The organism is Mycobacterium sp. E2479 (assembly GCF_001667925.1).
GTDB lineage: Bacteria > Actinomycetota > Actinomycetes > Mycobacteriales > Mycobacteriaceae > Mycobacterium.
On record NZ_LZJR01000059.1, the window covers coordinates 1 to 21,664 of the forward strand.

The following is a 21,664-nucleotide window of genomic DNA, read 5'->3' on the forward strand; positions in this document are numbered from 1 at the left end:
GCTGTGGGCCTCCGGCAGCGCGTAGTGGGCGCCCGTGCCCGTGTCGGCGATGCCGGGGCCGGCCTCGCCGGGCGCTGGTATCACGACGATCGGACTTTCGTCCGCCGCATGGGCGAAGGCGTCCCGCAAATGGGCGGCGGCGACCCGCCATCCGTTGGTCGGGAGATCAACGAGCGCGTAGATCAGCGCCCGGCCGGCGCGCTGCGCCACGAGATCGCGGATGAGGCCGTGAGAGTTAACGCCGTCGGCGGCGCCCAGATCGGACACGCGGAGCACCGGCTCGTCCGCAAGCCGCTCCGCTGCGGCCATCACCGCCGGGTGCGTCGCCTCGAAGCAGGCGCGTTGCGAGAGGGCGTGCCGCGCATAGTCGTCCGCCATGCTCGAGAGCTCGTGGCGACGTGGCGGCGTGGTGCTTGCCTCCCGCACAGTTCCTCCGTGGTCCGGACGCCATAACAGGGCTTATCGTCCCACCGGGCACCGGGTCCGCCAAGCGCGACAAGAGCAGGGCCACTGTTTGGAAATAGACCAAGTCTCGAACGCCTAGACGTCGGGCCGCAGCGGGTTGACCGCGAACTGGATCACCCGGTACGGCGCGGCAACGCGTGCCCGAGTGTCCCACTGGCTCACGAAGATTCGCAGCTCGTCAAGCGTCGAACCGGGCGAGATGTAACCGCCATACGGTTGCGCGAGCCGGTTGTCGTAGGGCGCCGGCAGGCTCTCGGCCGGCTCCGGCCACTCGTCGTGCTGCACCACCGTGGTGACCGGCGCGTCGCCCAGCGACGTCGGGTCGTTGGCCACCCGGACCTCCATGTTGCCGGTGACGGCATTGAAGTAGGACAGCACCGCCTTGCCGTCGATCTGCCGGATGCACAATTCGCCCACCGCGTCCGGCCACAGCGGCGTCGGCGGCTTGCCCCAGCCCCCGCCCGGGCCCGCCGCCCAACCCTGCCACTTCGACCGGTCGGTGAACGCCTGCGGCGTCGCCCGATACAGCAGCACCGGGTCCCTGCGGGTGAAACTGTCGGCGACCATGTACACCCACCCGCCCGGTGAGTCCGGGGTCGGGATCGGGTCGTAGTAGCCGCTGATCTGGGTCTGCGAGCCGCCCTGGTACGACGCGGGTCGCTTGGATCCCGGGATGGTCTGCCAGCCCGAGCGCGCCGGTTCGGCGGTCACCAGCCGGGAGGTTTGCGGCTCGAGGTTCTTGGTCGTCGTCACCATCAGGTAGTTGCGCCGGTTGATCTGCACGACCCCGGCGGGCAGCTGCGAGGTTCCGGGCGGGGTGGGATCGGCCAGCAGCGGTTTGCTGACGCCGGTGACCCCGGTGTAGCGGACTCCGCCGGGGTCGTCGACGGAGGAGGTGTCGACGCGCAACGCGACCGGTGCGTACCAACCGCCGAATCCGACCCCCTCACCGGCGAAGCTGTCACCGCACACTTGGAGCAACTCGGCGGGAAACTCGATGAACTCGCACAGGTCCGTCGCGCCGATGCCGTAGTCCACGGTCGGCGTGCCGGTTCCGGCGCTGGGACCGATGCGCAGCACCTGACCGGGCGCCAGCGGCTGCAGCACGGGCTCGGGGGCCGGTGCCGCCGGGTCGGCGCACGCGACGCTCATCCACTGCGGCAGAACCAAACAGACGGCCGACGCGGCGAACAGTGAGCACCGCGCGACCAAGCGAGTGTGGGTGATGCTCACCCGCTTGTCACAGCTGGGCGGCCAGCAGCTCGGCGATCTGGATGGTGTTCAGCGCCGCCCCCTTGCGCAAGTTGTCACCGGAGATGAACAGTGCCAGGCCGCGGCCGTCGGGTACCCCGGGGTCGTGCCGGATCCGGCCGACCAAGGATTCGTCCACGCCGGCGGCCGCCAGCGGGGTCGGCACGTCGACCACCTTGACGCCCGGCGCAGCCTCGAGCAGCTCGCGAGCCCGCTGTGGTGAGAGCGCCCGGGCGAATTCGGCGTTGATCGACAGCGAGTGCCCGGTGAACACCGGGACCCGCACACAGGTGCCGCTGACGGCCAGGTCGGGAATGCCGAGGATCTTGCGGCTTTCGTGGCGCAGCTTCTGGTCCTCGTCGGTCTCACCCGAGTCGTCGTCCACCAGCGATCCGGCCAGCGGCACCACGTTGAAGGCGATCGGCGCCACATAGGTCTGGGGCGCCGGGAACTGCACCGCGCTGCCGTCGTGCACCAGCTGCTCGGCGCCGTCGATGACCGCGCGCGCCTGGGTGGCCAGCTCCTCGACCCCGGCGACCCCGCTGCCGGATACCGCCTGATAGCTGGACACCACCAGGCGTTGTAGCCCGGCTTCCTCGTGCAGCACCTTCAACGCGGGCATCGCGGCCATCGTGGTGCAGTTCGGGTTGGCGATGATGCCCTTGGCCAGCGAGCGCGCATCCCCAACGTCCCGGTCGAAGTTCACCTCGGATACCACCAACGGCACTTCCGGGTCCTTGCGCCAGGCCGACGAGTTGTCGATCACCGTCACCCCGGCCGCGGCGAATCGCGGCGCCTGCACCAGCGACATCGTCTTGCCGGCGGAGAACAGCGCGATGTCCAGGCCGCTTGGGTCGGCCGCCGCCGCGTCTTCGACCTCGATCTCCTGGCCGCGAAATCCCAGCTTGCGGCCTAGGGAGCGCGATGACGCAAAAAACCGAACCGACGTCGCGGGGAAGTCCCGCTCGTCGAGCAACCGGCGCATCACCTGGCCGACCTGACCGGTGGCGCCCACAACTCCAATGGCAACCATCTATCTACCCGTCCCCGCATACACCGTCGCCGACTCCTCGCCGCCGAGCCCGAACGCCTCGTGCAACGCCACGACGGCCTTATCTAGTTCGGTGTCGCGGCACAGCACCGAGATGCGGATCTCGGACGTCGATATCAGCTCGATGTTGACGCCCACCTCGGCCAGGGACTCACAGAAGGTGGCGGTGACCCCGGGGTGGCTGCGCATGCCCGCGCCGATCAGCGACACCTTGCCGACGTGGTCGTCGTAGAGCAGCTGGCTGAAGCCGATCTCTTCCCGGAGGGCGTCCAGCCTGGCAACCGCGGTGGGTCCGCTGTCGCGCGAGCAGGTGAAGGTGATGTCGGTCTTGCCGTCCTCGACCTTGGAGACGTTCTGCAACACCATGTCGATGTTCACGTCGGCATCGGCGAGCGCCCGGAAAACCCGAGCGGCATATCCGGGGATGTCGGGAATGCCGACGACGGTCACCTTGGCCTCGCTGCGGTCGTGCGCGACTCCGGTCAGAATGGGGTCTTCCATGGGTATGTCCTTGATCGATCCGACGACGATGGTGCCCGGGTTTTCCGAATAGGAGGACCGGACGTGCACCGGAATGTTGTAGCGGCGTGCATATTCCACGCAGCGCAGCATGAGAACTTTGGCGCCGCAAGCCGCCATCTCGAGCATTTCCTCGAAGGTGACCGTGTCCAGCTTGCGGGCGTTGTGCACGATCCTCGGGTCGGCGCTGAAGATGCCGTCGACGTCGGTGTAGATCTCGCAGACGTCGGCGGATAGCGCCGCGGCCAGGGCCACCGCCGTGGTGTCCGAACCTCCGCGGCCCAGCGTGGTCACGTCCCGGGTGTCCTGGCTGACGCCCTGGAATCCGGCCACCAACACGATGCGCCCCTCGTCGAGCGCGGTCTGCAGCCGTCCCGGAGTGACCTCGATGATCTTGGCGTTGCCATGAGTTCCGGTGGTGATCACCCCGGCCTGCGAGCCGGTGAACGAGCGGGCCTCCGCACCCATCGATTCGATCGCCATTGCGACCAATGCGTTGGAGATCCGCTCGCCGGACGTCAGCAGCATGTCAAGCTCCCGCGGTGGCGGCGCCGGACACACCTGGTGGGCCAGGTCCATCAAATCGTCGGTGGTGTCGCCCATCGCGGAGACGACGACGACTACGTCGTTGCCCTGCTTCTTGGTAGCGACGATGCGCTCGGCCACCCGCCGGATCCGGTCGGCGTTCGCCACTGAGGATCCGCCGTACTTTTGCACGACGAGCGCCACGTTATTCCTGCCTCTCCGGCCTGAGCATTTGGTTTCGGCTATAAGTCCACAACAGAATACGTGTCGGTGCATGGTGATTTACGTCGCGATACCGCCCACCCGCGCCCCTGCATTCGCTGCGGTCTAGGCGCAATTTTTGCCTAAGCGCCAAAAGCGGTAAAGTTTTCAACGTGCAGCGGGTGCTCCTCCTCGGACGCCGCGACGGGGTCTGATCCAGACCGGCTTCCCGTCGCGGGTGTTCGCGATGCGCCGGTCTGAAGTTTCCCTTCTGAAATCCCCGGAGCAATCACCGTGACTTCCAATCCCGACGCATTCCGCTCGACACGAACCATCGTTCGCCCGGCCGGCCCACCGGCCGCCGGGCAGCCCGCCTGGAATCCGCAGCGGGGCTCGTCGATGCCGGTCAACCGGTACCGGCCGTTCGCCGACGAGGTCGAGCCCGTCCGACTGCCCGACCGCACTTGGCCCGACCGCGTCATCACTCATGCACCGCTGTGGTGTGCGGTGGATCTGCGCGACGGCAACCAGGCGTTGATCGACCCCATGAGCCCGGCGCGTAAGCGCCGCATGTTCGATTTGCTGGTCCGCATGGGCTACAAGGAAATCGAGGTGGGATTCCCGTCGGCCAGCCAGACCGACTTCGACTTCGTCCGCGAAATCATCACCGACGGCGCCATCCCCGACGACGTCACCATCCAGGTGCTGACCCAGTGCCGGCCAGAGCTGATCGAGCGCACCTTCGAGGCGTGCGCCGGTGCGCCGCAGGCCATCGTGCACTTCTACAACTCGACGTCAATCCTGCAGCGCCGCGTCGTTTTTCGTGCCGACCGGGCCGCCGTACAGGCCATCGCGACCGATGGCGCGCGCAAGTGCGTCGAGGAGGCCGCCAAGCGTCCGGGCACGCGGTGGCGGTTCGAGTATTCGCCGGAGTCCTACACCGGCACGGAACTGGAGTACGCCAAGCAGGTGTGTGACGCCGTCGGCGAGATCATCGCACCGACGCCGGACAACCCGATCATCTTCAACCTGCCCGCCACCGTCGAGATGGCCACGCCCAACATCTACGCCGACTCGATCGAGTGGATGAGCCGCAACCTGGCCAACCGGGAATCGGTCATCCTGAGCCTGCATCCGCACAACGACCGCGGAACCGCCGTTGCCGCAGCGGAGTTGGGCTTTTCTGCCGGTGCCGACCGCATCGAGGGCTGCCTGTTCGGCAACGGCGAGCGCACCGGCAACGTCTGCCTGGTGACACTGGGGCTCAACCTGTTCTCCCGCGGCGTGGACCCGCAGATCGACTTCTCCAACATCGACGAGATCCGCCGCACGGTCGAATACTGCAACCAGCTGCCCGTGCCCGAGCGTCACCCCTACGGCGGCGACCTGGTCTATACCGCGTTCTCCGGCAGCCATCAGGATGCCATCAACAAGGGCCTGGACCAGATGAAGGTCGACGCGGACGCCGCGGACACCGACGTCGAAGACATGCTGTGGCAGGTGCCGTATCTGCCGATTGACCCCAAGGACGTCGGACGCACCTACGAGGCCGTGATCCGGGTCAACTCGCAGTCCGGCAAGGGCGGGGTGGCCTACATCATGAAGGCCGATTACGGCCTGTCGCTGCCGCGGCGACTGCAGATCGAGTTCTCCCAGGTGATCCAAAAGATCGCAGAGGGCACAGCAGGGGAAGGCGGCGAGGTCAGTCCCAAGGAGATGTGGGACGCGTTCTTTGAGGAGTACCTGGCCCCGGTGTTACCACTGGAGCGGATCAAACAGCGCGTCGACGCTTCCGAGGAGGACAGCGGCGTCACCCGCATCACCGCGACCGTCAAGATCAACGGCGCGGAGACCGAGATCAGCGGGGAGGGCAACGGCCCCCTTGCCGCGTTCGTCCACGCGCTGGGCCGTGTCGGTTTCGACGTGGCCGTCCTGGACTATTCCGAGCACGCGATGAGCGCCGGTGACGACGCGCAGGCCGCTGCCTATGTGGAGGCGTCGGTGGACGTGCCGATCGCGAGCGCGGAGCAGCCGGGCGAAGCGGGTGGGCACGCGTCCAGCGAGCGCCGCACGGTGTGGGGAGTCGGCATCGCGCCGTCGATCACCGCCGCGTCGCTGCGTGCGGTCGTGTCGGCGGTCAACCGCGCCGCTCGCGGCTGATCAAAACAGCGCCAGCTGCTGGTCCAGCGTGCTGGCGTCGGTGAATTCGTCCATGCTGGTGCCCCCGATGACGGCGCCGACGTAGTCCATGAACTCCGCATCGCAGATCACCGGCACCCCCAGTTGCCGGGCGAGGTAGCCCTTGCCCTGCTCGGCAGCGGGATCGTTGCAGACGACTAGCGAGGTCTCCCGGTCGACGGCCTCGGTGTAGGCCAGCCCGGCATGCAGGATGCGTTCCACGAGTTCCTCGTGGGTGCGGCCAACCTCGGCCGCGAGCGCCACGCGCATGCCCTGCACAAGCGGTCGGCCGCCCACGTAGGGGCCGGGGTTGAGATACGGACACGGCATCCGGGACGCCAGCACCTTGAGTGGTCGCAGCTCGTCATGGGTGACCCGGCCGTTCGGCCAGCGACGCCGGGTCACCGGATGTATCGGCAACCAGATGTCGCTTTCGCGGGCCAGCTTGAGTGCCGAGGCCAGCACGCCGGTCAGCACCATCGCATCGTCGAAGGCGTCGTGCGGCCGCTCCTGGGTGACGCCCCAGTGCGCGGCGAGCGTCTCCAGCCGCAGGTTGTCGATGCCGAGGTCCAGCCGTCTGGCCAGCTCGACGGTGCACATCACACTGTCGACCGGCAGCTCGGTCTCGGCCAGTTCTGCTTCGGCGGCAAGAAACGCGTAGTCGAACGCCACGTTGTGGGCGACCAATGTGCGACCGCGCAGCACCTCGGCCACGTCGCCGACGATGTCGGCGAACTGGGGCTGGTCTTCCAGCATGGCGGAGGTCAAGCCGTGCACGTGGGTGGGACCCGGGTCCACGCCGGGGTTGAGCAGGCTCACCACCGAATGTTCGACGTTGCCGTCGGCGTCCAGGCCGAGCGCCGCGACGCTGATGATCCGTGCCTGACCCGGCCGAAAGCCCGAGGTCTCGACATCGACGACGGCCCAGCCCCCGTCCGGCTCGCTGGCCGGCCGTCCCCAGGACACCCCGCTCATGCACTGAGGATGGCACGGGCGACCGACATCGCCTGTTCGTTGCGCGCCGTGTCGGGCGATGGAATTACGCCGGGCGACCCGCCGCGCCCGGCGACAACCGCCGCGCTTGCGATCGCCTGAAATAACGCGGGCGACCCGCCGCGCCCGGCGACAACCGCCGCGCTTGCGATCGCCCTGGAAGTCGAAACCGGTGGGGGCGCGCATTTAAACTTCCCGGGTGGTTACCACCCGTGCCCGTCTGGCCCTCGCCGCAGGAGCGAGTGCGCGCTGGGCGTCGCGGGTGACCGGGCGCGGGGCCGGGGCGATGATCGGCGGCCTCATCGCGCTGGCGCTGGACCGCTCGGTGCTCCGGCAACTCGCCGTCGGACGGCGCACCATCATCGTCACCGGCACCAACGGCAAATCCACCACCACGAGGATGACGTCGGCCGCCCTGGCGACGCTGGGTGCGGTCGCCACCAACGCCGAGGGCGCCAACATGGACGCCGGCCTGGTCGCGGCGCTGGCCGGCAGCCGCGATGCATCCCTGGCGGCCCTCGAAGTCGACGAAATGCACGTCCCGCACGTATCCGACGCCGTCGAACCCAGCGTCGTCGTACTGCTCAACCTTTCACGCGACCAGCTGGACCGGGTCGGCGAGATCAACGTCATCGAGCGGACCCTGCGCACCGGGCTGGCCCGGCACCCCACGGCGGTGGTCGTCGCCAACTGCGACGACGTGCTGATGACGTCGGCGGCGTACGACAGTGCCAACGTGATTTGGGTGGCCGCGGGCGGTTCGTGGTCGAACGACTCGGTCAGCTGCCCGCGCAGCGGCGAGATCATCGTCCGCGACCGGGGTCACTGGTATTCCACCGGCGCGGACTTCAAACGGCCCAGCCCGCAATGGTGGTTCGACGACGACACCCTCTACGGGCCCGACGGCCTGGCCCTGCCGATGCGGCTGGCGCTGCCCGGCGCGGTCAATCGGGGCAACGCCGCCCAGGCCGTCGCGGCCGCGGTCGCATTGGGCGCCGATCCCGCATCGGCGGTGGCGGCCGTGTCGGCTGTCGACGAGGTCTCGGGCCGTTATCGGACCGTCCGCGTCGGCGCGCACGAGGTGCGCGTCCTGCTGGCCAAAAACCCGGCGGGCTGGCAGGAGGCGCTGTCGATGGTGGACAAGCATGTTGCCGGGGTGGTCATCTCGGTCAACGGCCAGGTGCCCGACGGAGAAGATTTGTCGTGGCTCTGGGATGTGCGATTCGAGCACTTCGATGAAACCGAAGTCGTAGCCGCCGGCGAGCGCGGCACCGACTTGGCGGTGCGTCTGGCATACGCGGGCGTCGAGCACACCCTGGTGCACGACACGGTCGCCGCGATCGCGTCGTGCCCGCCCGGGCGGGTGGAGGTCGTCGCCAACTACACCGCGTTCCTGCAGCTGCAACGAGCATTGGCGCACCATGGCTGACTCGACGGTGCGGATCGGGTTGGTGCTGCCCGACGTCATGGGCACCTATGGCGACGGCGGCAACGCGCTGGTCTTGCGGCAACGACTTCGGCTGCGCGGGATCGCCGCCGAGATCGTCGAGATCACGCTGGCCGACGCGGTGCCCGAGTCGTTGGATCTCTACACGCTGGGCGGAGCCGAGGATTACGCGCAACGCCTGGCCACCCGGCACCTGGTCAAGCACCCGGGCCTGCAGCGCGCTGCCGAAAGGGGTGCTCCGGTGCTGGCGATCTGTGCGGCCGTGCAGGTGCTCGGGCACTGGTATGAAACGTCGGCCGGGGAACGCGTCGACGGCGTGGGCATGCTGGACGCGACGACGTCACCGCAAGAGGCGCGCACCATCGGCGAGCTGGCGACCAAACCGCTGCTGGCGGGCCTGACCGAGCGTCTCACCGGTTTCGAAAACCACCGAGGGGGCACCGTGCTGGGTCCGGCGGCGTCGCCGCTGGGCGCGGTTGTCAAGGGCGTGGGCAACCGGGCAGGCGACGGCTTCGACGGCGCGGTGCAGGGCAGCGTCGTTGCGACATACATGCACGGGCCCTGCCTGGCCCGCAACCCGGAGCTGGCCGATCTGCTGCTCAGCCAGGTGGTCGGCGGGCTGGCTCCGCTAAAACTTCCCGAGGTGGACTTGCTGCGCCGCGAGCGGTTAGCCGCGCGCTGAGGCACGACCGGTTCCGTGCAGCAAAGTTGTGGGTACGCGACGTGTCAATGAGCATCCGACGCGTCCGGCACGGCACAGGCACTGACTCCCGGGGCACCGGTTCGACGATGCGCCGGGACACACTGGCGACTGCCATCGGCAATTTCATGGAGTGGTACGACTTCGGCGTCTACGGCTACATCGCGACCACCATTGCGCAGGTCTTCTATCCCGGCAATAGCGTCAGCGCGGTCCATCTCATCGCGACCTTCAGCACGCTGGCGGCGGCGTATGTGGTGCGCCCGCTCGGCGGGTTCGTCCTCGGCCCGCTCGGGGATCGCGTCGGGCGCAAGCGGGTTCTGGTGATCACAATCCTGCTGATGGCGGTGGGTACCACCATGACCGGCTTGCTGCCCGGCTACAGCACCATCGGCATCTGGGCGCCGATCCTCCTGCTGGTCGCGCGGATCTTTCAAGGCCTGTCTACCGGCGGCGAGTTTGTCGGCGCCATGACCTATCTGGTCGAGCGGGCCCCCGACCGCAAGCGGGGCATGATGGTCGGGTTCCTTCCGCTGGGCAACCTGGTCGGCTTCGTGCTCGCCGGCCTGCTGGTGACCGCATTGCAGGCCTCGCTGCCAAGCCACTCGATGCTGGTGTGGGGCTGGCGGATTCCGCTGTTGCTGGGAGCGCCCTTGGGGGTCCTCGCTCTCTACTTGCGGCTGCGGATCGAGGAGTCACCCGCCTACAAACTGGTGAGCGACAACACCGATACGCCAGTTGAGCGCGGCTGGCAGCAGATTCGCAGCACAGTGGTGGAGCAGTGGAGGCCGATGGTGGTCTGCGCGGCAATTGTGGTGGCCTCACAGGTGCCCGACTTCATGCTCACCGGCTACTTACCGACATACCTCAAAGTGGTTGTGCACGTGGGTAATACGCCCAGCCTGGTGATAATCGTCGCAACGTTGGCGATCCTGATGGCCGCAGTGGTGTTCGTCGCCATGTTGTCCGACCGTATCGGCGTCAAACCGATCATGTGGACTGGCTGCGGATTGCTCGTTTTGGCGTCGGTCCCGGCATTCTTGCTGATGCGCTTCGGCGGTGTCTTTCCGTTGATCTTCATCGGCGTGCTGCTCGTCGGGCTGATGGAACTATGTTTCGACAGCACCACCCCCGCGGCGCTGCCCGCGCTGTTCCCGACCAGGGTGCGCAATGGGGCCCTGGCAATTTCGTACAACATCGCACTCTCAACCGTGGGCGGAACCACCCCGGTGATCGCTCAAGCGCTGATATCCCGCACCGGCAGCGCCATGGTGCCGGCCTACATGCTGATCTTGGCGGGCCTGGTGGGGACGGTCGCCGTTCGATTCATGCCGGAAGTCGCCGGCAAACCGCTGCCGGGATCGGGGCCCGCAGTCGAAAGCGACGCCGGCGAGTTGGCCGGCGCGTGAGAGCTTGCGAGCCGGTGTTCTAAACCATGGCCCGGCGGCCGGCGAGCGCACGGCCGAGCGTCAGTTCGTCAGCGAACTCCAAGTCACCGCCCATCGGCAGCCCCGATGCGATCCGAGTCACGGTCAGGCCGGGGATGTCGCGCAGCATCCGCACCAGGTAGGTGGCCGTCGCTTCGCCTTCGGTGTTCGGGTCGGTGGCAATGATCACCTCGGTGATGTCGACGTCGTCGACCCGCTCCCCGATCCGGCTCAGCAGCTCGCGGATCCGCAGCTGATCGGGTCCCACGCCGGATAACGGATCGAGCGCACCGCCCAGCACGTGGTAGCGGCCACGGAATTCGCGGGTGCGCTCGACGGCCTGAACGTCTTTGGGCTCCTCGACGACGCACACCTGCGAGCCGTCCCGGCGGGGATCCGCGCAGATCCGGCAGCGCTCGTTGTCCGAGACGTTGCCGCACACCACACAGAACCGCACCCCGTCACGGACCTTCGCCAGCACCGCGGTCAGCCGGTCGATATCCGGCGGTTCAACCGACAACAGGTGAAAGGCGATGCGCTGGGCGCTCTTGGGCCCGATGCCCGGCAGCCTGCCGAGCTCGTCGATCAAGTCCTGAACGGGTCCTTCGAACATGTTGGTCGCGCGGCCTAGAGTCCCTGCGTCGGGGCGGGCGGTTGTCCTGTCGGCGGGCCGAAGCCGCCCGCCAGCGACCCCAGCCGTTCCTGGGCCATCCGGGTGACCTGTTTGGACGCATCACCCATGGCGCCGACGATCAGGTCCTGCAAGGTCTCGACGTCAGACGGGTCGACGACGGAGGGATCGATCTTCACCGCGACCACTTCGCCGCTGCCCTTGACGACGACCTCGACCAAGCCTCCACCGGCCTGACCATGCACCTCGGCGTTCGCCAGTTGTTGCTGCGCCTCCATGAGCTTTTGCTGCATCTGCTGCGCTTGGGCCAGCAGCGCCGACATATCGCCTCCGGGTTGCATGACAATCCCCTCGCATCTTGGTCTCGAGTTGGTTTCGCTCGTGAGTCTCCGGCGATTCGAAACTCCCAGCGTAGACCGCGCGGCGTTAGCTTTGCGCCGTGGACCTACGACTGAGCAGACGTGTCGGGATCAAATTGGCGGCCGGTGTGCTCGCCGCTGCTTCGACGGCGATCATGCCGACCGCGACGGCGGTCCCATCCAACATCGCCGGCATGGTGGTCTTCATCGATCCGGGACACAACGGCTCCAACGATGGCTCCATCAACCGCCAGGTGCCCACCGGTCGCGGTGGCACCAAAGACTGCCAGACCAGCGGGACGGCCACCAACAGCGGCTTTATGGAGCACACCTTCACCTGGGACACCGCGCTGCGCGTGCGCGCCGCGTTGAACGCCCTGGGCGTGCGTACCGCTCTGTCCCGCGCCAACGACAACGGCCTGGGACCATGTGTCGACGAACGCGCTAATGCGGCCAACGCGCTGCATCCCAACGCGGTCCTGTCCATCCACGCCGACGGTGGGCCGCCATCCGGCCGGGGATTCCACGTCAACTACTCGGCGCCGCCGCTCAACCAGGTGCAGGCGGGCCCATCGGTGCAGTACGCGCGGATCATGCGCGACCAGATGCAGGCCTCGGGGATCCCGCCGGCCAACTACATCGGCCAGAACGGTCTTTACGGCCGCTCGGACCTGACCGGCCTGAATCTGGCGCAGTACCCGTCGATCCTGGTCGAGTGCGGCAACATGAAGAATCCCGCGGACTCGACGCTGATGGAGTCCGCGGAGGGCCGGCAGAAGTACGCCGACGCGCTGGTCCGCGGTGTCGCGGGCTTCCTCGCCTCACAGGGCCAGGCTCGCTGACTGCGCGGCGCTAACTCAGCCTTCCAGTTCCTTCTTCAAATTGGCCAGCACCTCGCCCTGAATCCTCTTGAGCCCCAACGGTGCAAAGGTCTTCTCGAAGAAGCCCTTCACACCGCCGGCACCGGTCCACGTGGTCTTCACAGTGACGCTGGAGCCGGGTCCGGCCGGAGCGACCGTCCAGTTGATCACCATCGACGAGTTCGCATCCTTTTCGATCACGGTATGTCCAGCCACATCGACGTTGACCTGCACGTCGCGCACCCGCGATTTGGTGGCCTGCAGCTTCCACTTGGCGACGGTGCCGGACCCCTGCCCACCCTGCAGTACCTGGTAGTCGCTGTACTGCGGGGAGAGGATCTTGGGACGGACAGTCTGATAGTCCGCGACGGCGGCCAGGGTTGCCGCAGGCTCCGCGTTGATCAAGATGGTGCTGTCTGCGCTCACCTGTGCCAAGGCGACCCCTCCTCATGATGTTTTCCCCGGCGCTCCCCTTTCGGCGGGTGCACGGGCTGTTGTCGAAGACTAGGGTATATCTGGTGCCTGTCCTTGGATCTGCACTCTCGGCCCACAAGTCCGGCGTTGACCGGCTGCTGGCAAGCTATCGATCCATCCCCCCGACATCCGCCGTCCGGCTGGCCAAGCCGACCTCAAATCTGTTCCGCGCCCGCACCAAACGCGACGCGCCCGGCCTGGACACGTCCGGGCTGACCGGCGTGCTGAGCGTGGATCCCGAATCCCGCACCGCCGACGTGGCCGGCATGTGTACATACGAGGACCTGGTTGCCGCGACACTGCCGTACGGGCTTTCACCGCTGGTCGTGCCGCAGCTGAAGACCATCACCCTCGGCGGTGCGGTCAGCGGCCTGGGCATCGAGTCGTCGTCGTTCCGCAACGGTCTGCCGCATGAATCGGTGCTCGAGATGGACATCCTCACCGGCGCTGGCGATTTGCTCACCACCTCACGCACCCAACACCCCGACCTCTTCCGCTCCTTCCCGAATTCGTATGGAACGCTTGGGTATTCAACTCGGCTTCGGATCGAGCTGGAATCCGTCACCCCGTTCGTGGCGCTGCGGCACATCCGATTCCGCTCGCTGCGCGATCTGGTGGCGGCCATGGAACGCATCATCGACACCGGTGGCCACGGTGGGACGCCGGTCGACTACCTCGACGGCGTCGTCTTCAGCGCCGACGAAAGCTACTTGTGCGTCGGTCGGCGGACCACCACGCCCGGCCCGGTCAGCGACTACACCGGCCAAAACATTTACTACCAGTCCATCCGGCACGACACTTCCGGGGTCGAAGCCACCAAGGATGACCGGCTGACCATGCACGACTACTTTTGGCGCTGGGACACCGATTGGTTCTGGTGCTCACGCGCGTTCGGCGCGCAGAACCCGCGGCTGCGACGCTGGTGGCCGCGCCGCTATCGGCGCAGCAGCGTCTACTCGAAGCTGATCTCCCTGGATCGGCGCTTCGGGGTGTCCGACCGTATCGAGGCGCGCAGCGGCCGGCCGGCCCGCGAACGGGTGGTGCAAGACATCGAGGTACCGGTCGAACGGACCTGCGACTTCCTCCAGTGGTTCTTAGACAGCGTGCCGATCACGCCAATCTGGTTGTGCCCGTTGCGTTTACGCGATAACCACGGCTGGCCCTTGTACCCGATTCGGCCGGATCACACCTACGTCAACGTCGGCTTCTGGTCGTCGGTGCCGGCCGGCGCCACCGAAGGTGCCACCAACCGGATGATCGAAGCCAAGGTAGCCGAGCTCGGCGGCCACAAGTCGCTGTATTCCGAATCCTTCTACTCCCGTGAGGACTTCGACGAGTTGTACGGCGGCGAGGCCTACAACACCGTCAAGAAAACCTATGACCCCGATTCTCGTTTACTCGACCTCTACGCGAAGGCGGTGCAACGACGATGACGACGACAAAAGAACCCCACCGCTCGCCGACCGGCAAACTGAGCATGGCCGAGATCCTGGAGGTCTTCGCCGCAACCGGGCGACATCCGCTGAAGTTCACCGCCTATGACGGCAGCACGGCCGGAAGCGAAGACGCCGAACTGGGTCTGGACCTTCGGACGCCCCGCGGCGCCACCTACCTGGCGACCGCGCCCGGCGAACTCGGTCTGGCCCGCGCCTACGTGTCGGGCGACCTGCAGGCGTACGGCGTGCATCCGGGTGATCCGTACCAACTGCTCAAGACGCTGACCGACCGGGTCGAATTCAAGCGGCCACCCGCGCGCGTACTGGCCAACGTCGTCCGTTCGATGGGCTTCGAGCGGTTGTTGCCGGTGCCACCGCCACCCCAGGAAACCCGGCCCCGGTGGCGCCGGATCACCGAAGGGCTGATGCACACCAAGACCCGCGACGCGGAGGCCATCCATCACCACTACGACGTCTCCAACACCTTCTACGAATTGGTGTTGGGTCCCTCGATGACGTACACCTGTGCGGTGTATCCCGACCCCCAGTCAACGCTGGAGGATGCGCAGCAAAACAAGTACCGGCTGATCTTCGAAAAGTTGCGGTTGCAGCCGGGCGACCGGTTGCTCGACGTCGGCTGCGGTTGGGGTGGCATGGTGCGTTACGCCGCGCGGCGCGGCGTCCGTGCGATCGGTGCCACCCTGTCGGCCGAGCAGGCGAAGTGGGCGCAGCGAGCGATCGCCGACGAGGGGCTGTCGGAGATGGCCGAGGTGCGGCACTCCGACTACCGCGACGTGAGCGAGACGAAGTTCGACGCCGTCTCCTCGATCGGGCTGACCGAGCACATCGGCGTCAAGAACTACCCGACCTACTTCGGGTTTTTAAAGTCGAAGCTGCGCACCGGCGGTCTGCTGCTCAACCACTGCATCACCCGCCGCGACAACACCGCGACCTCGTTCGCCGGCGGATTCACCGATCGCTACGTCTTCCCCGACGGAGAGCTCACCGGCTCGGGCCGCATCACCAGTGCGGTCCAGGACGTGGGCTTAGAGGTGTTGCACGCGGAGAACTTCCGCCATCACTACGCGATGACATTGCGCGACTGGTGCCACAACCTGGTCGAGCACTGGGACGTGGCCGTGGCCGAGGTCGGCTTGCCGACCGCCAAGGTGTGGGGCTTGTATATGGCGGCTTCTCGGGTGGCGTTCGAGCAGAACAACCTTCAGCTCCATCACGTGCTGGCGGCCAATACCGACTCGCGGGGCGACGACGACCTGCCGCTGCGGCCGTGGTGGACGGCCTGACGCCCTAGCCGTTGGTGGCGACCCGTTACGCCCGGCTACGCCGCGCTTACGGTCGCCACTAGCCGTTGTCGATGCGACGGGCGCCCAGCTCGTTCTGCAGCAGTTCAAGCGCGACCTCTTCGGGGTCGCGGCGCGGCGCCGACGGCTCGTCGCGGACCGCCTCGGCGAGCATGTGTTCCTCTTCGTCGCGGCGCGCGGAATCCACGTCGGCTGCGGGCTCGGCCGCGTCGGGAACCGCTGGACGGGCTTCCCCGGCGGCGGGTGTGGGTGGCGCGGCCGGCGCCGGTGCGCCGGCCTCGCAGCGCACCCGCCAATCGACACCCAGCGCGTCTTTGAGCGCCTCGGCGATGACATCGGCGTTGCGTTGCTCGCAGAGCCTCTTGGCCAGCGGCGCCGATTCATGGCTGAGCACCAATGTGTTGCCCTCGATGGCCCGGACGGTCGCCCCGGCCAGCATCACCTCGGTGGTACGGCTGCGCTGACGCACTTTCTCGCGCACCGTGGGCCACATGCTGCGCACCGCCGCGGTGTTGAGTTCACCTGGCGCAGAAGCCGATTCGGTTACAGGCGCCGGAGCCGGTTCGGGGGGCGCCGCCGCTGCCGGTTCGGCGACCGGAGCCGGCTTGGGCTCAGGCTTCGGCTCGCGCTTGGGTTCGGGGTCGGCGGCGGGGGCCGCGGACGCCCGGGTGAACCGGACGGATTGCTCGGGTTGCGGCCGCGCCGGTGCGCTGCGCGGCGCCGCGGCGGCTTCGGAGCCGGGAATGGACATGTCGAGCCGGGTCTCGATTCTCTCGACGCGTTGCAGCAGCGCCGATTCGGTGTCGCTGGCCGAGGGCAGCAGCAACCGCGCACACACGACTTCGAGCAGCAGACGCGGCGCCGTCGCTCCGCGCATCTCGCCCAGCCCCGCCTGCACCACCTCGGCGTAGCGGGTCAGGGTCGCCGGCCCGATCCGGGTCGCTTGCTCACGCATCCGCTCCAGCACGTCCTCCGGCGCATCCACCACGCCACGGCTGGCGGCATCCGGTACGGCCTGCAGCAGGATCAGGTCGCGAAACCGCTCGAGCAGATCGGTGGCGAAACGCCGTGGGTCGTGGCCGGCATCGATCACCGATTCCACCGCCCCGAACAGCGCCGCGGCATCGGCAGCGGCAAGTGAGTCCACGGCGTCGTCGATCAGCGCGATATCGGTGGCCCCCAAAAGGCCCAGCGCCCGCTGATATGTCACATGGGCGCCCTCGGCGCCGGCAACCAGCTGGTCCAGCACCGACAGGGTGTCGCGAGGCGAGCCGCCGCCGGCGCGGATCACCAGCGGGTAGACGGCGTCGTCAACCACGACGCCCTCCTGCTCGCAGATCCGCGCGATCAACGCCCGCATGGTCTTCGGCGGCAACAGCCGGAACGGATAGTGATGCGTGCGCGATCGAATGGTCGGCAGCACCTTCTCCGGCTCGGTGGTGGCGAAGATGAAGATGAGGTGCTCGGGGGGCTCCTCGACGATCTTGAGCAGCGCGTTGAACCCCGCCGTGGTGACCATGTGCGCCTCGTCGACGATGAACACCCGGTAGCGCGACTGGGCGGGCGCATAGAACGCGCGGTCGCGCAGCTCGCGGGTGTCATCCACGCCGCCGTGGCTGGCGGCGTCGAGTTCGACCACGTCGATGCTGCCGGGCGCGTTGGGCGCCAGCGCCTGGCACGAGTCGCAGACTCCGCACGGGGTGGCCGTCGGGCCCTGAACGCAGTTCAGCGAGCGGGCCAGGATGCGCGCCGACGACGTCTTCCCGCAGCCCCGCGGGCCCGAGAACAGATACGCGTGGTTGATCCGGCCCGCTTCCAGGGCGATCGACAGGGGTTCGGTGACGTGCTCCTGCCCCACCACTTCGGCGAAGGTTGCCGGTCGGTACTTGCGGTAGAGGGCCACGGTCAGCAGGCTACCGGCGCCCGCTGACGAGGGCCCGCGGGGCGGCGAATGTGAACGTAGGGCGGGATTTCGGCGATTTTTCCGCCGTCAGTTCACGCTGGACGCGGACGACGCCAGCAGCGACTCGGATGCCGCCAGCAGCGCGCAGGTGGCCAGGCCGTCTACGGCGTCGCGCAGATCCGGCAGCGACGGAAAGGTGGGCGCGATGCGGATGTTCTTGTCCTCGGGGTCCCGGCGGTACGGGAACGACGCACCCGCCTCGGTGACCGCGATGCCGGCGTCCTTGGCCAGCGCGACGGTCCGTTTCGCCGTGCCGGGCAGGACGTCCAGGCTGATGAAGTAGCCGCCCTTGGGGTCGGTCCACGACGCGATCTTGGAGTCGCTGAGCCGCTGATCCAGGATCTCGGCGGCCAACGCGAACTTCGGCGCCAGGATCTGCTGGTGCCGCAGCATGTGCAGCCGCACGCCGTCGGCGTCGCGGAAGAAGCGCAGGTGCCGCAGCTGGTTGAGCTTGTCGGGTCCGATCGACTTCTTACCCGCGTACTGCAGGTACCAGGCGATGTTGCCCAACGATCCGCCCAGGAAGCTCACGCCGGCACCGGCGAAGGTGATCTTCGAGGTGGACGCGAATACGTAGGGCCGGTGGGGGTTCCCGGCCGCGGCCGCCAGCCCGAGCACGTCAACCTGCCGGACGAAGTCATGCGTCAGCGTGTGCACCGCGTATGCGTTGTCCCAGAACAGCCGGAAGTCAGGCGCCGCGGTCCGCATCTGGACGAGCCGCAGAACCGTGTCCCAGGAATAGGTGACCCCGGTGGGATTGCCGAACACCGGGACCGTCCACATGCCCCTGATGGCCGGGTCGGCGGCGACCAGCTCTTCGATCAGGTCGACATCCGGCCCGTCGGACAGCATCGGGACGGGGATCATCTCGATCCCCATCGTCTCGGTGATGGCGAAGTGCCGGTCGTAGCCGGGGGCCGGGCATAAGAACTTGATGCTCGGTTCGTCCTTCCACGGCCGCTGCGAGTCCACGCCGCCGTACAGCATCGAGAAGGCGACGATGTCGTGCATCAGCTCCAGGCTGGAGTTGTTGCCCGCGATCAGGTTCTGCACCGGGATGCCCAGCAGCTCCCCGAAGATGGCCCGTAGCTCGGGCAGGCCGTGCAGGCCACCGTAGTTGCGGGTGTCGGTGCCCTCGTTGTCGCGGAAGTCGTCCCCTGGCAGGCTCAGCAGTGGGTTGGACAGGTCTAGCTGCGCGGGAGCCGGTTTGCCTCTTGTCAGGTCCAGGGCGAGCTTCTTGGCTTGCAGGTCGGTGTAAGCCTGCTGATGACGATTGTTCGCGGCCGCGAGCTCGGCGTGGGTGAGGGACTCCAGCGACACCATGGATCCTTTCGCTTTCGAAGGCGGGAAACCCCCTAGTGGCGATCGCAAGCGCGCCGAAGCCGGGCGAAGCGGATCGCGACTCACGGAGATAGGGGACCCCGCGCACCCGACAGAGCCCATTGACCCTTGCTGCCTTCCGGCCCTGGGGGAGTTCACAGGATAGACGCCGCGCGGGGTCCAGCGACGAGTCTAATACCTGGCCCGAAGTCGACGGCGAGCAACTGGCGGGGGCCGCCGGGCCCTCGGTTACCATGGCCACGGAGGATTCGCCTAGTGGCCTATGGCGCTCGCCTGGAACGCGGGTTGGGTTAACAGCCCTCGCGGGTTCAAATCCCGCATCCTCCGCCATCGTCCGCAAAGCGGACACGTACGAATTGATATGGATTCGGGTCGGCCGCCTTTAGGCTGGCCTGAATTCACCAGCACGAGGAGGGGTATGGGGCGCAAGGTCGCCATCCCGTGGCACGCGCTATTTTCGATCGCTGCCGGCTTCCTCTACTTCTTCTTCGTGTTGCCCCGCTGGCCTGAGCTGATGGGCGAGACCGCGCATACGTTGGGGACGGCGCTGCGCATCGCGACGGGTGCGCTCATCGCGCTCGCGGCGCTGCCCGTGGTGTTCACCCTGCTGCGCACCCGCAAGCCCGAGTTGGGGACGCCGCAGCTGGCCCTGTCCATCAGGGTCTGGTCGATAGCGGCCCACGTGCTGGCCGGTGTGCTGATCATCGGGACGGCGATCAGCGAGATCTGGCTGAGCCTGGACGCCGCCGGACGGTGGTTGTTCGGAATCTACGGGGCGGCCGCCGCGATCGCGTTGCTCGGCATTTTCGCGTTCTACCTCTCCTTCGTCGCCGAGCTTCCCCCACCGCCGCCTAAACCGATCAAGGCGAAGAAACCCAAGGAGCGTCGCGTGCGGCGCAAGAAAGGCGCCGACGCCGCGGAAGCTGAAGAAGCCGACGCCGAAGAACCCGAGGAAGCCGAAGAGACCCAACAGGCCGAGGCCGCTGAAACTGACGCGGACGCGACGGGCGAGGCGGAAACCGCCCCGGCGGAAGCCGAAGAGACCACGGAAGTTGAGGCTGCGGAGCCGGCGGCGGCCCCCAGCGAAATCACCGCAGAAACCGCGGAAACCGTCGACTCTGAGGCGGCAGCGGAGTCGGCGACCGACGCGTCACCCGTCGCAGACACCACCCAGACGTCCGAGGCGACCGGCGATGCGGGCGACGAGTCGAAGGCCAAATTGCGCAACCGACGCCCGACCGGCAAGGGGTCGCACCGGATGCGACGCAGGCGCACGCGTGCAGGCGTGGCGCTGGACGAAAGCGCCGACGAGAACTAATCAGCGGCGCCGCAGCCGCTCCGCGTAGGCCGCTATGCGTTGCAGCGTCTCGTCGGTGCCCCACATCCGCCGAACCTCGCCATCAACGCCGCGGGCCTCGCGGATCCGCGCCATGGTCGGGGCGTGCAACTGGTTCTTCGTCTGCCGGTAGGCGTCGGCCGGGATGCTGCCCAGGTCCGACGCTTCCGCCACGGCCGCCGCGACGAGCTCGTCGGCGACGACGCGGTGGGCCAGTCCCCGCGCCACGGCCTCCGCGCCCCGATAGTTGCCGCCGCCCAGCAGCACCTCATCGGCGTGCCTCCCGCAGGCGTAACGCATGACCTCCAACGCCGGGACCGGAAACGGCACCCCAACGCGCACCTCGGCCGCGCCGATCTGCGCCTCGGGGCTGATCAAGCGGCGGTCGCAGGCGCATGCAAGGACGCAGCCGCCCGCGATGGCGGCGCCGTTGATCGCGGCGACGGTCGGTCCCGGATAGCTGAACATCGCCTCGAACGCCACGGACAGCGCGGGTACCAGCCGATCGGTGTAGCCCGTGCCGCCCTGCACCACGCGATTGAGGTCGACGCCGGCGCTGAAGGCACGCCCGGCACCCGTGACAACCAGCGCGCCGGCGCCCGAACGTGCCAGCTCGCGCACCGCCGAAACCAGCTCCTCGAGAAGCTCGACATCCTGCGCGTTGACTGGGCCCGACGAAAGGGTCAGCACCCGTACGGTTCCCACGGTGCTGATGTCGATCATGATCATTTCTCCGATCAGCGGCTGACGGCCGCGAGGACCACGGGAATGGGTGTGTTCTCGTCGGTGTGATAGCTCGCGCAGACGCGGTGGTAACCGTCGGCGATCTGCAACGCAACCCCGCTCGTGAAGTCGCCGCGCACCAGCAGGATGGGCGACAGCGGCAAGCCTTTTTCGACCTTGGTCAGGTCCGCGGCGACATGGGGATTGTCCGCCGGCAGCAGGCTCAGCTGCGCCGCCCGCAGAATGTCCTTGGCCTTCCTGTGTGTCACGGTGCCCGATTTCAGCTTCTTGATCACCTTCTTCACGGTCTGTCCGTGCGCAACCATGGTGAGGTAGTCCGCCGCCGCCGGAAAGTCATGAGACTCAGGCTTTTCCAACCATTTCACGCTCAGCATCGCGATACTCCCTTCGGCGGCTCCGACATCGACGCAGCCTACCGGCTCGTCCCCGACCGAATTTGGG

The 21,664-nt window shown here is 67.5% G+C and carries 20 protein-coding genes, 1 tRNA gene and 1 other RNA gene; 9 read left to right on the forward strand and 13 right to left on the reverse strand.

What is annotated here, in order from left to right:
- From A5686_RS06790 to A5686_RS06805, 4 genes are all read right to left on the reverse strand, one after another.
- On the reverse strand, positions 1 to 378 hold a 378-nt coding region (locus tag A5686_RS06790), incomplete at its 3' end, for a hypothetical protein (RefSeq protein WP_156749979.1).
- A gap of 162 nt (positions 379 to 540) precedes the next feature.
- Positions 541 to 1,698 carry a DUF4185 domain-containing protein gene (locus A5686_RS06795; protein ID WP_067932389.1) on the reverse strand — a complete coding sequence of 386 codons (1,158 nt, stop codon included), beginning with the start codon at positions 1,696 to 1,698 and terminating at the stop codon, positions 541 to 543.
- A 7-nt stretch (positions 1,699 to 1,705) separates the two neighbouring features.
- A complete protein-coding gene (locus tag A5686_RS06800; protein ID WP_067932391.1) occupies positions 1,706 to 2,749 on the reverse strand; it encodes an aspartate-semialdehyde dehydrogenase in 1,044 nt (347 codons plus the stop codon).
- Positions 2,750 to 4,015 carry an aspartate kinase gene (locus A5686_RS06805; protein ID WP_067932393.1) on the reverse strand — a complete coding sequence of 422 codons (1,266 nt, stop codon included), beginning with the start codon at positions 4,013 to 4,015 and terminating at the stop codon, positions 2,750 to 2,752.
- Positions 4,016 to 4,306: 291 nt separating this feature from the next.
- Between A5686_RS06805 and leuA the strand changes: the two genes are divergently transcribed.
- Positions 4,307 to 6,172 (forward strand): 2-isopropylmalate synthase, encoded by a 1,866-nt coding sequence (gene leuA, locus A5686_RS06810; protein ID WP_067932395.1) that lies wholly within the window; start codon positions 4,307 to 4,309, stop codon positions 6,170 to 6,172.
- On the opposite strand, the gene A5686_RS06815 is transcribed toward leuA, so the two are convergent.
- Positions 6,173 to 7,165: a DEDDh family exonuclease gene (locus tag A5686_RS06815; protein ID WP_067932397.1), complete on the reverse strand. Its 993-nt coding sequence runs from the start codon at positions 7,163 to 7,165 to the stop codon at positions 6,173 to 6,175.
- A 217-nt stretch (positions 7,166 to 7,382) separates the two neighbouring features.
- Between A5686_RS06815 and A5686_RS06820 the strand changes: the two genes are divergently transcribed.
- The 3 genes from A5686_RS06820 (at position 7,383) to A5686_RS06830 (ending at position 10,739) form a co-directional block, all read left to right on the forward strand.
- Positions 7,383 to 8,612 carry a Mur ligase family protein gene (locus A5686_RS06820; RefSeq protein ID WP_067932399.1) on the forward strand — a complete coding sequence of 410 codons (1,230 nt, stop codon included), beginning with the start codon at positions 7,383 to 7,385 and terminating at the stop codon, positions 8,610 to 8,612.
- The gene (locus A5686_RS06825) at positions 8,605 to 9,312 is read left to right on the forward strand and encodes a type 1 glutamine amidotransferase (RefSeq protein ID WP_067932401.1); all 708 of its coding nucleotides are present in this window, start codon (positions 8,605 to 8,607) and stop codon (positions 9,310 to 9,312) included. The genes A5686_RS06820 and A5686_RS06825 overlap by 8 nt, the downstream gene beginning before the upstream one ends.
- A 107-nt stretch (positions 9,313 to 9,419) precedes the next feature.
- Complete coding sequence (locus tag A5686_RS06830; RefSeq protein WP_067932403.1) at positions 9,420 to 10,739, forward strand: MFS transporter; 1,320 nt, start codon at positions 9,420 to 9,422, stop codon at positions 10,737 to 10,739.
- Between the two features lie 19 nt (positions 10,740 to 10,758).
- Here A5686_RS06830 and recR read toward each other — a convergent pair whose 3' ends face one another.
- A complete protein-coding gene (recR, locus tag A5686_RS06835; RefSeq protein ID WP_067932405.1) occupies positions 10,759 to 11,370 on the reverse strand; it encodes a recombination mediator RecR in 612 nt (203 codons plus the stop codon).
- Positions 11,371 to 11,384: 14 nt separating this feature from the next.
- Entirely contained in the window at positions 11,385 to 11,729 is a 345-nt protein-coding gene (locus tag A5686_RS06840; protein ID WP_067932407.1) for a YbaB/EbfC family nucleoid-associated protein, read from the reverse strand.
- A gap of 98 nt (positions 11,730 to 11,827) precedes the next feature.
- Here A5686_RS06840 and A5686_RS06845 point away from each other — a divergent pair, with 98 nt between their 5' ends.
- Complete coding sequence (locus A5686_RS06845; protein WP_067932409.1) at positions 11,828 to 12,589, forward strand: Rv3717 family N-acetylmuramoyl-L-alanine amidase; 762 nt, start codon at positions 11,828 to 11,830, stop codon at positions 12,587 to 12,589.
- A gap of 15 nt (positions 12,590 to 12,604) precedes the next feature.
- Here the strand turns inward: A5686_RS06845 and A5686_RS06850 are convergent, their stop codons facing one another.
- The gene (locus A5686_RS06850) at positions 12,605 to 13,042 is read right to left on the reverse strand and encodes an SRPBCC family protein (RefSeq protein WP_067932410.1); all 438 of its coding nucleotides are present in this window, start codon (positions 13,040 to 13,042) and stop codon (positions 12,605 to 12,607) included.
- Positions 13,043 to 13,122: 80 nt separating this feature from the next.
- On the opposite strand from A5686_RS06850, the gene A5686_RS06855 reads away from it, so the two are divergent.
- Complete coding sequence (locus tag A5686_RS06855) at positions 13,123 to 14,514, forward strand: FAD-binding oxidoreductase (protein WP_197520505.1); 1,392 nt, start codon at positions 13,123 to 13,125, stop codon at positions 14,512 to 14,514.
- Complete coding sequence (locus A5686_RS06860) at positions 14,511 to 15,821, forward strand: class I SAM-dependent methyltransferase (protein WP_197520500.1); 1,311 nt, start codon at positions 14,511 to 14,513, stop codon at positions 15,819 to 15,821. Before A5686_RS06855 ends, A5686_RS06860 begins: the two co-directional genes overlap by 4 nt.
- Before the next feature lie 58 nt (positions 15,822 to 15,879).
- Here A5686_RS06860 and A5686_RS06865 read toward each other — a convergent pair whose 3' ends face one another.
- From A5686_RS06865 to ffs, 3 genes are all read right to left on the reverse strand, one after another.
- Positions 15,880 to 17,742 (reverse strand): DNA polymerase III subunits gamma/tau, encoded by a 1,863-nt coding sequence (locus tag A5686_RS06865; protein ID WP_067932414.1) that lies wholly within the window; start codon positions 17,740 to 17,742, stop codon positions 15,880 to 15,882.
- 87 nt (positions 17,743 to 17,829) lie between these two features.
- Complete coding sequence (locus A5686_RS06870; RefSeq protein ID WP_067932417.1) at positions 17,830 to 19,125, reverse strand: aminotransferase class I/II-fold pyridoxal phosphate-dependent enzyme; 1,296 nt, start codon at positions 19,123 to 19,125, stop codon at positions 17,830 to 17,832.
- An 86-nt stretch (positions 19,126 to 19,211) separates the two neighbouring features.
- Positions 19,212 to 19,308, reverse strand: an RNA gene (gene ffs, locus A5686_RS06875) — signal recognition particle sRNA small type.
- Positions 19,309 to 19,384: 76 nt separating this feature from the next.
- Here ffs and A5686_RS06880 point away from each other — a divergent pair.
- Positions 19,385 to 19,473, forward strand: a tRNA-Ser gene (locus A5686_RS06880).
- Positions 19,474 to 19,561: 88 nt separating this feature from the next.
- Complete coding sequence (locus A5686_RS06885) at positions 19,562 to 20,461, forward strand: hypothetical protein (RefSeq protein ID WP_067932419.1); 900 nt, start codon at positions 19,562 to 19,564, stop codon at positions 20,459 to 20,461.
- Here the strand turns inward: A5686_RS06885 and A5686_RS06890 are convergent, their stop codons facing one another.
- Both A5686_RS06890 and A5686_RS06895 read right to left on the reverse strand, forming a co-directional pair.
- Complete coding sequence (locus A5686_RS06890; protein ID WP_231986309.1) at positions 20,462 to 21,202, reverse strand: enoyl-CoA hydratase/isomerase family protein; 741 nt, start codon at positions 21,200 to 21,202, stop codon at positions 20,462 to 20,464.
- Positions 21,203 to 21,216: 14 nt separating this feature from the next.
- Complete coding sequence (locus A5686_RS06895) at positions 21,217 to 21,597, reverse strand: hypothetical protein (protein ID WP_067932422.1); 381 nt, start codon at positions 21,595 to 21,597, stop codon at positions 21,217 to 21,219.
- Positions 21,598 to 21,664 lie beyond the last annotated feature (67 nt).

What these genes read in the sequence shown, in the direction of transcription:
- A5686_RS06890 (WP_231986309.1), bottom strand. Translation starts at nt 21,202, where the DNA reads ATGATCGACATCAGCACCGTGGGAACCGTACGGGTGCTGACCCTTTCG.
- A5686_RS06885 (WP_067932419.1), top strand. Translation starts at nt 19,562, where the DNA reads ATGGGGCGCAAGGTCGCCATCCCGTGGCACGCGCTATTTTCGATCGCT.
- A5686_RS06830 (WP_067932403.1), top strand. Translation starts at nt 9,420, where the DNA reads ATGCGCCGGGACACACTGGCGACTGCCATCGGCAATTTCATGGAGTGG.
- A5686_RS06800 (WP_067932391.1), bottom strand. Translation starts at nt 2,749, where the DNA reads ATGGTTGCCATTGGAGTTGTGGGCGCCACCGGTCAGGTCGGCCAGGTG.
- A5686_RS06815 (WP_067932397.1), bottom strand. Translation starts at nt 7,165, where the DNA reads ATGAGCGGGGTGTCCTGGGGACGGCCGGCCAGCGAGCCGGACGGGGGC.
- A5686_RS06895 (WP_067932422.1), bottom strand. Translation starts at nt 21,597, where the DNA reads ATGCTGAGCGTGAAATGGTTGGAAAAGCCTGAGTCTCATGACTTTCCG.
- recR (WP_067932405.1), bottom strand. Translation starts at nt 11,370, where the DNA reads ATGTTCGAAGGACCCGTTCAGGACTTGATCGACGAGCTCGGCAGGCTG.
- A5686_RS06870 (WP_067932417.1), bottom strand. Translation starts at nt 19,125, where the DNA reads ATGGTGTCGCTGGAGTCCCTCACCCACGCCGAGCTCGCGGCCGCGAAC.
- A5686_RS06860 (WP_197520500.1), top strand. Translation starts at nt 14,511, where the DNA reads ATGACGACGACAAAAGAACCCCACCGCTCGCCGACCGGCAAACTGAGC.
- A5686_RS06825 (WP_067932401.1), top strand. Translation starts at nt 8,605, where the DNA reads ATGGCTGACTCGACGGTGCGGATCGGGTTGGTGCTGCCCGACGTCATG.
- A5686_RS06840 (WP_067932407.1), bottom strand. Translation starts at nt 11,729, where the DNA reads ATGCAACCCGGAGGCGATATGTCGGCGCTGCTGGCCCAAGCGCAGCAG.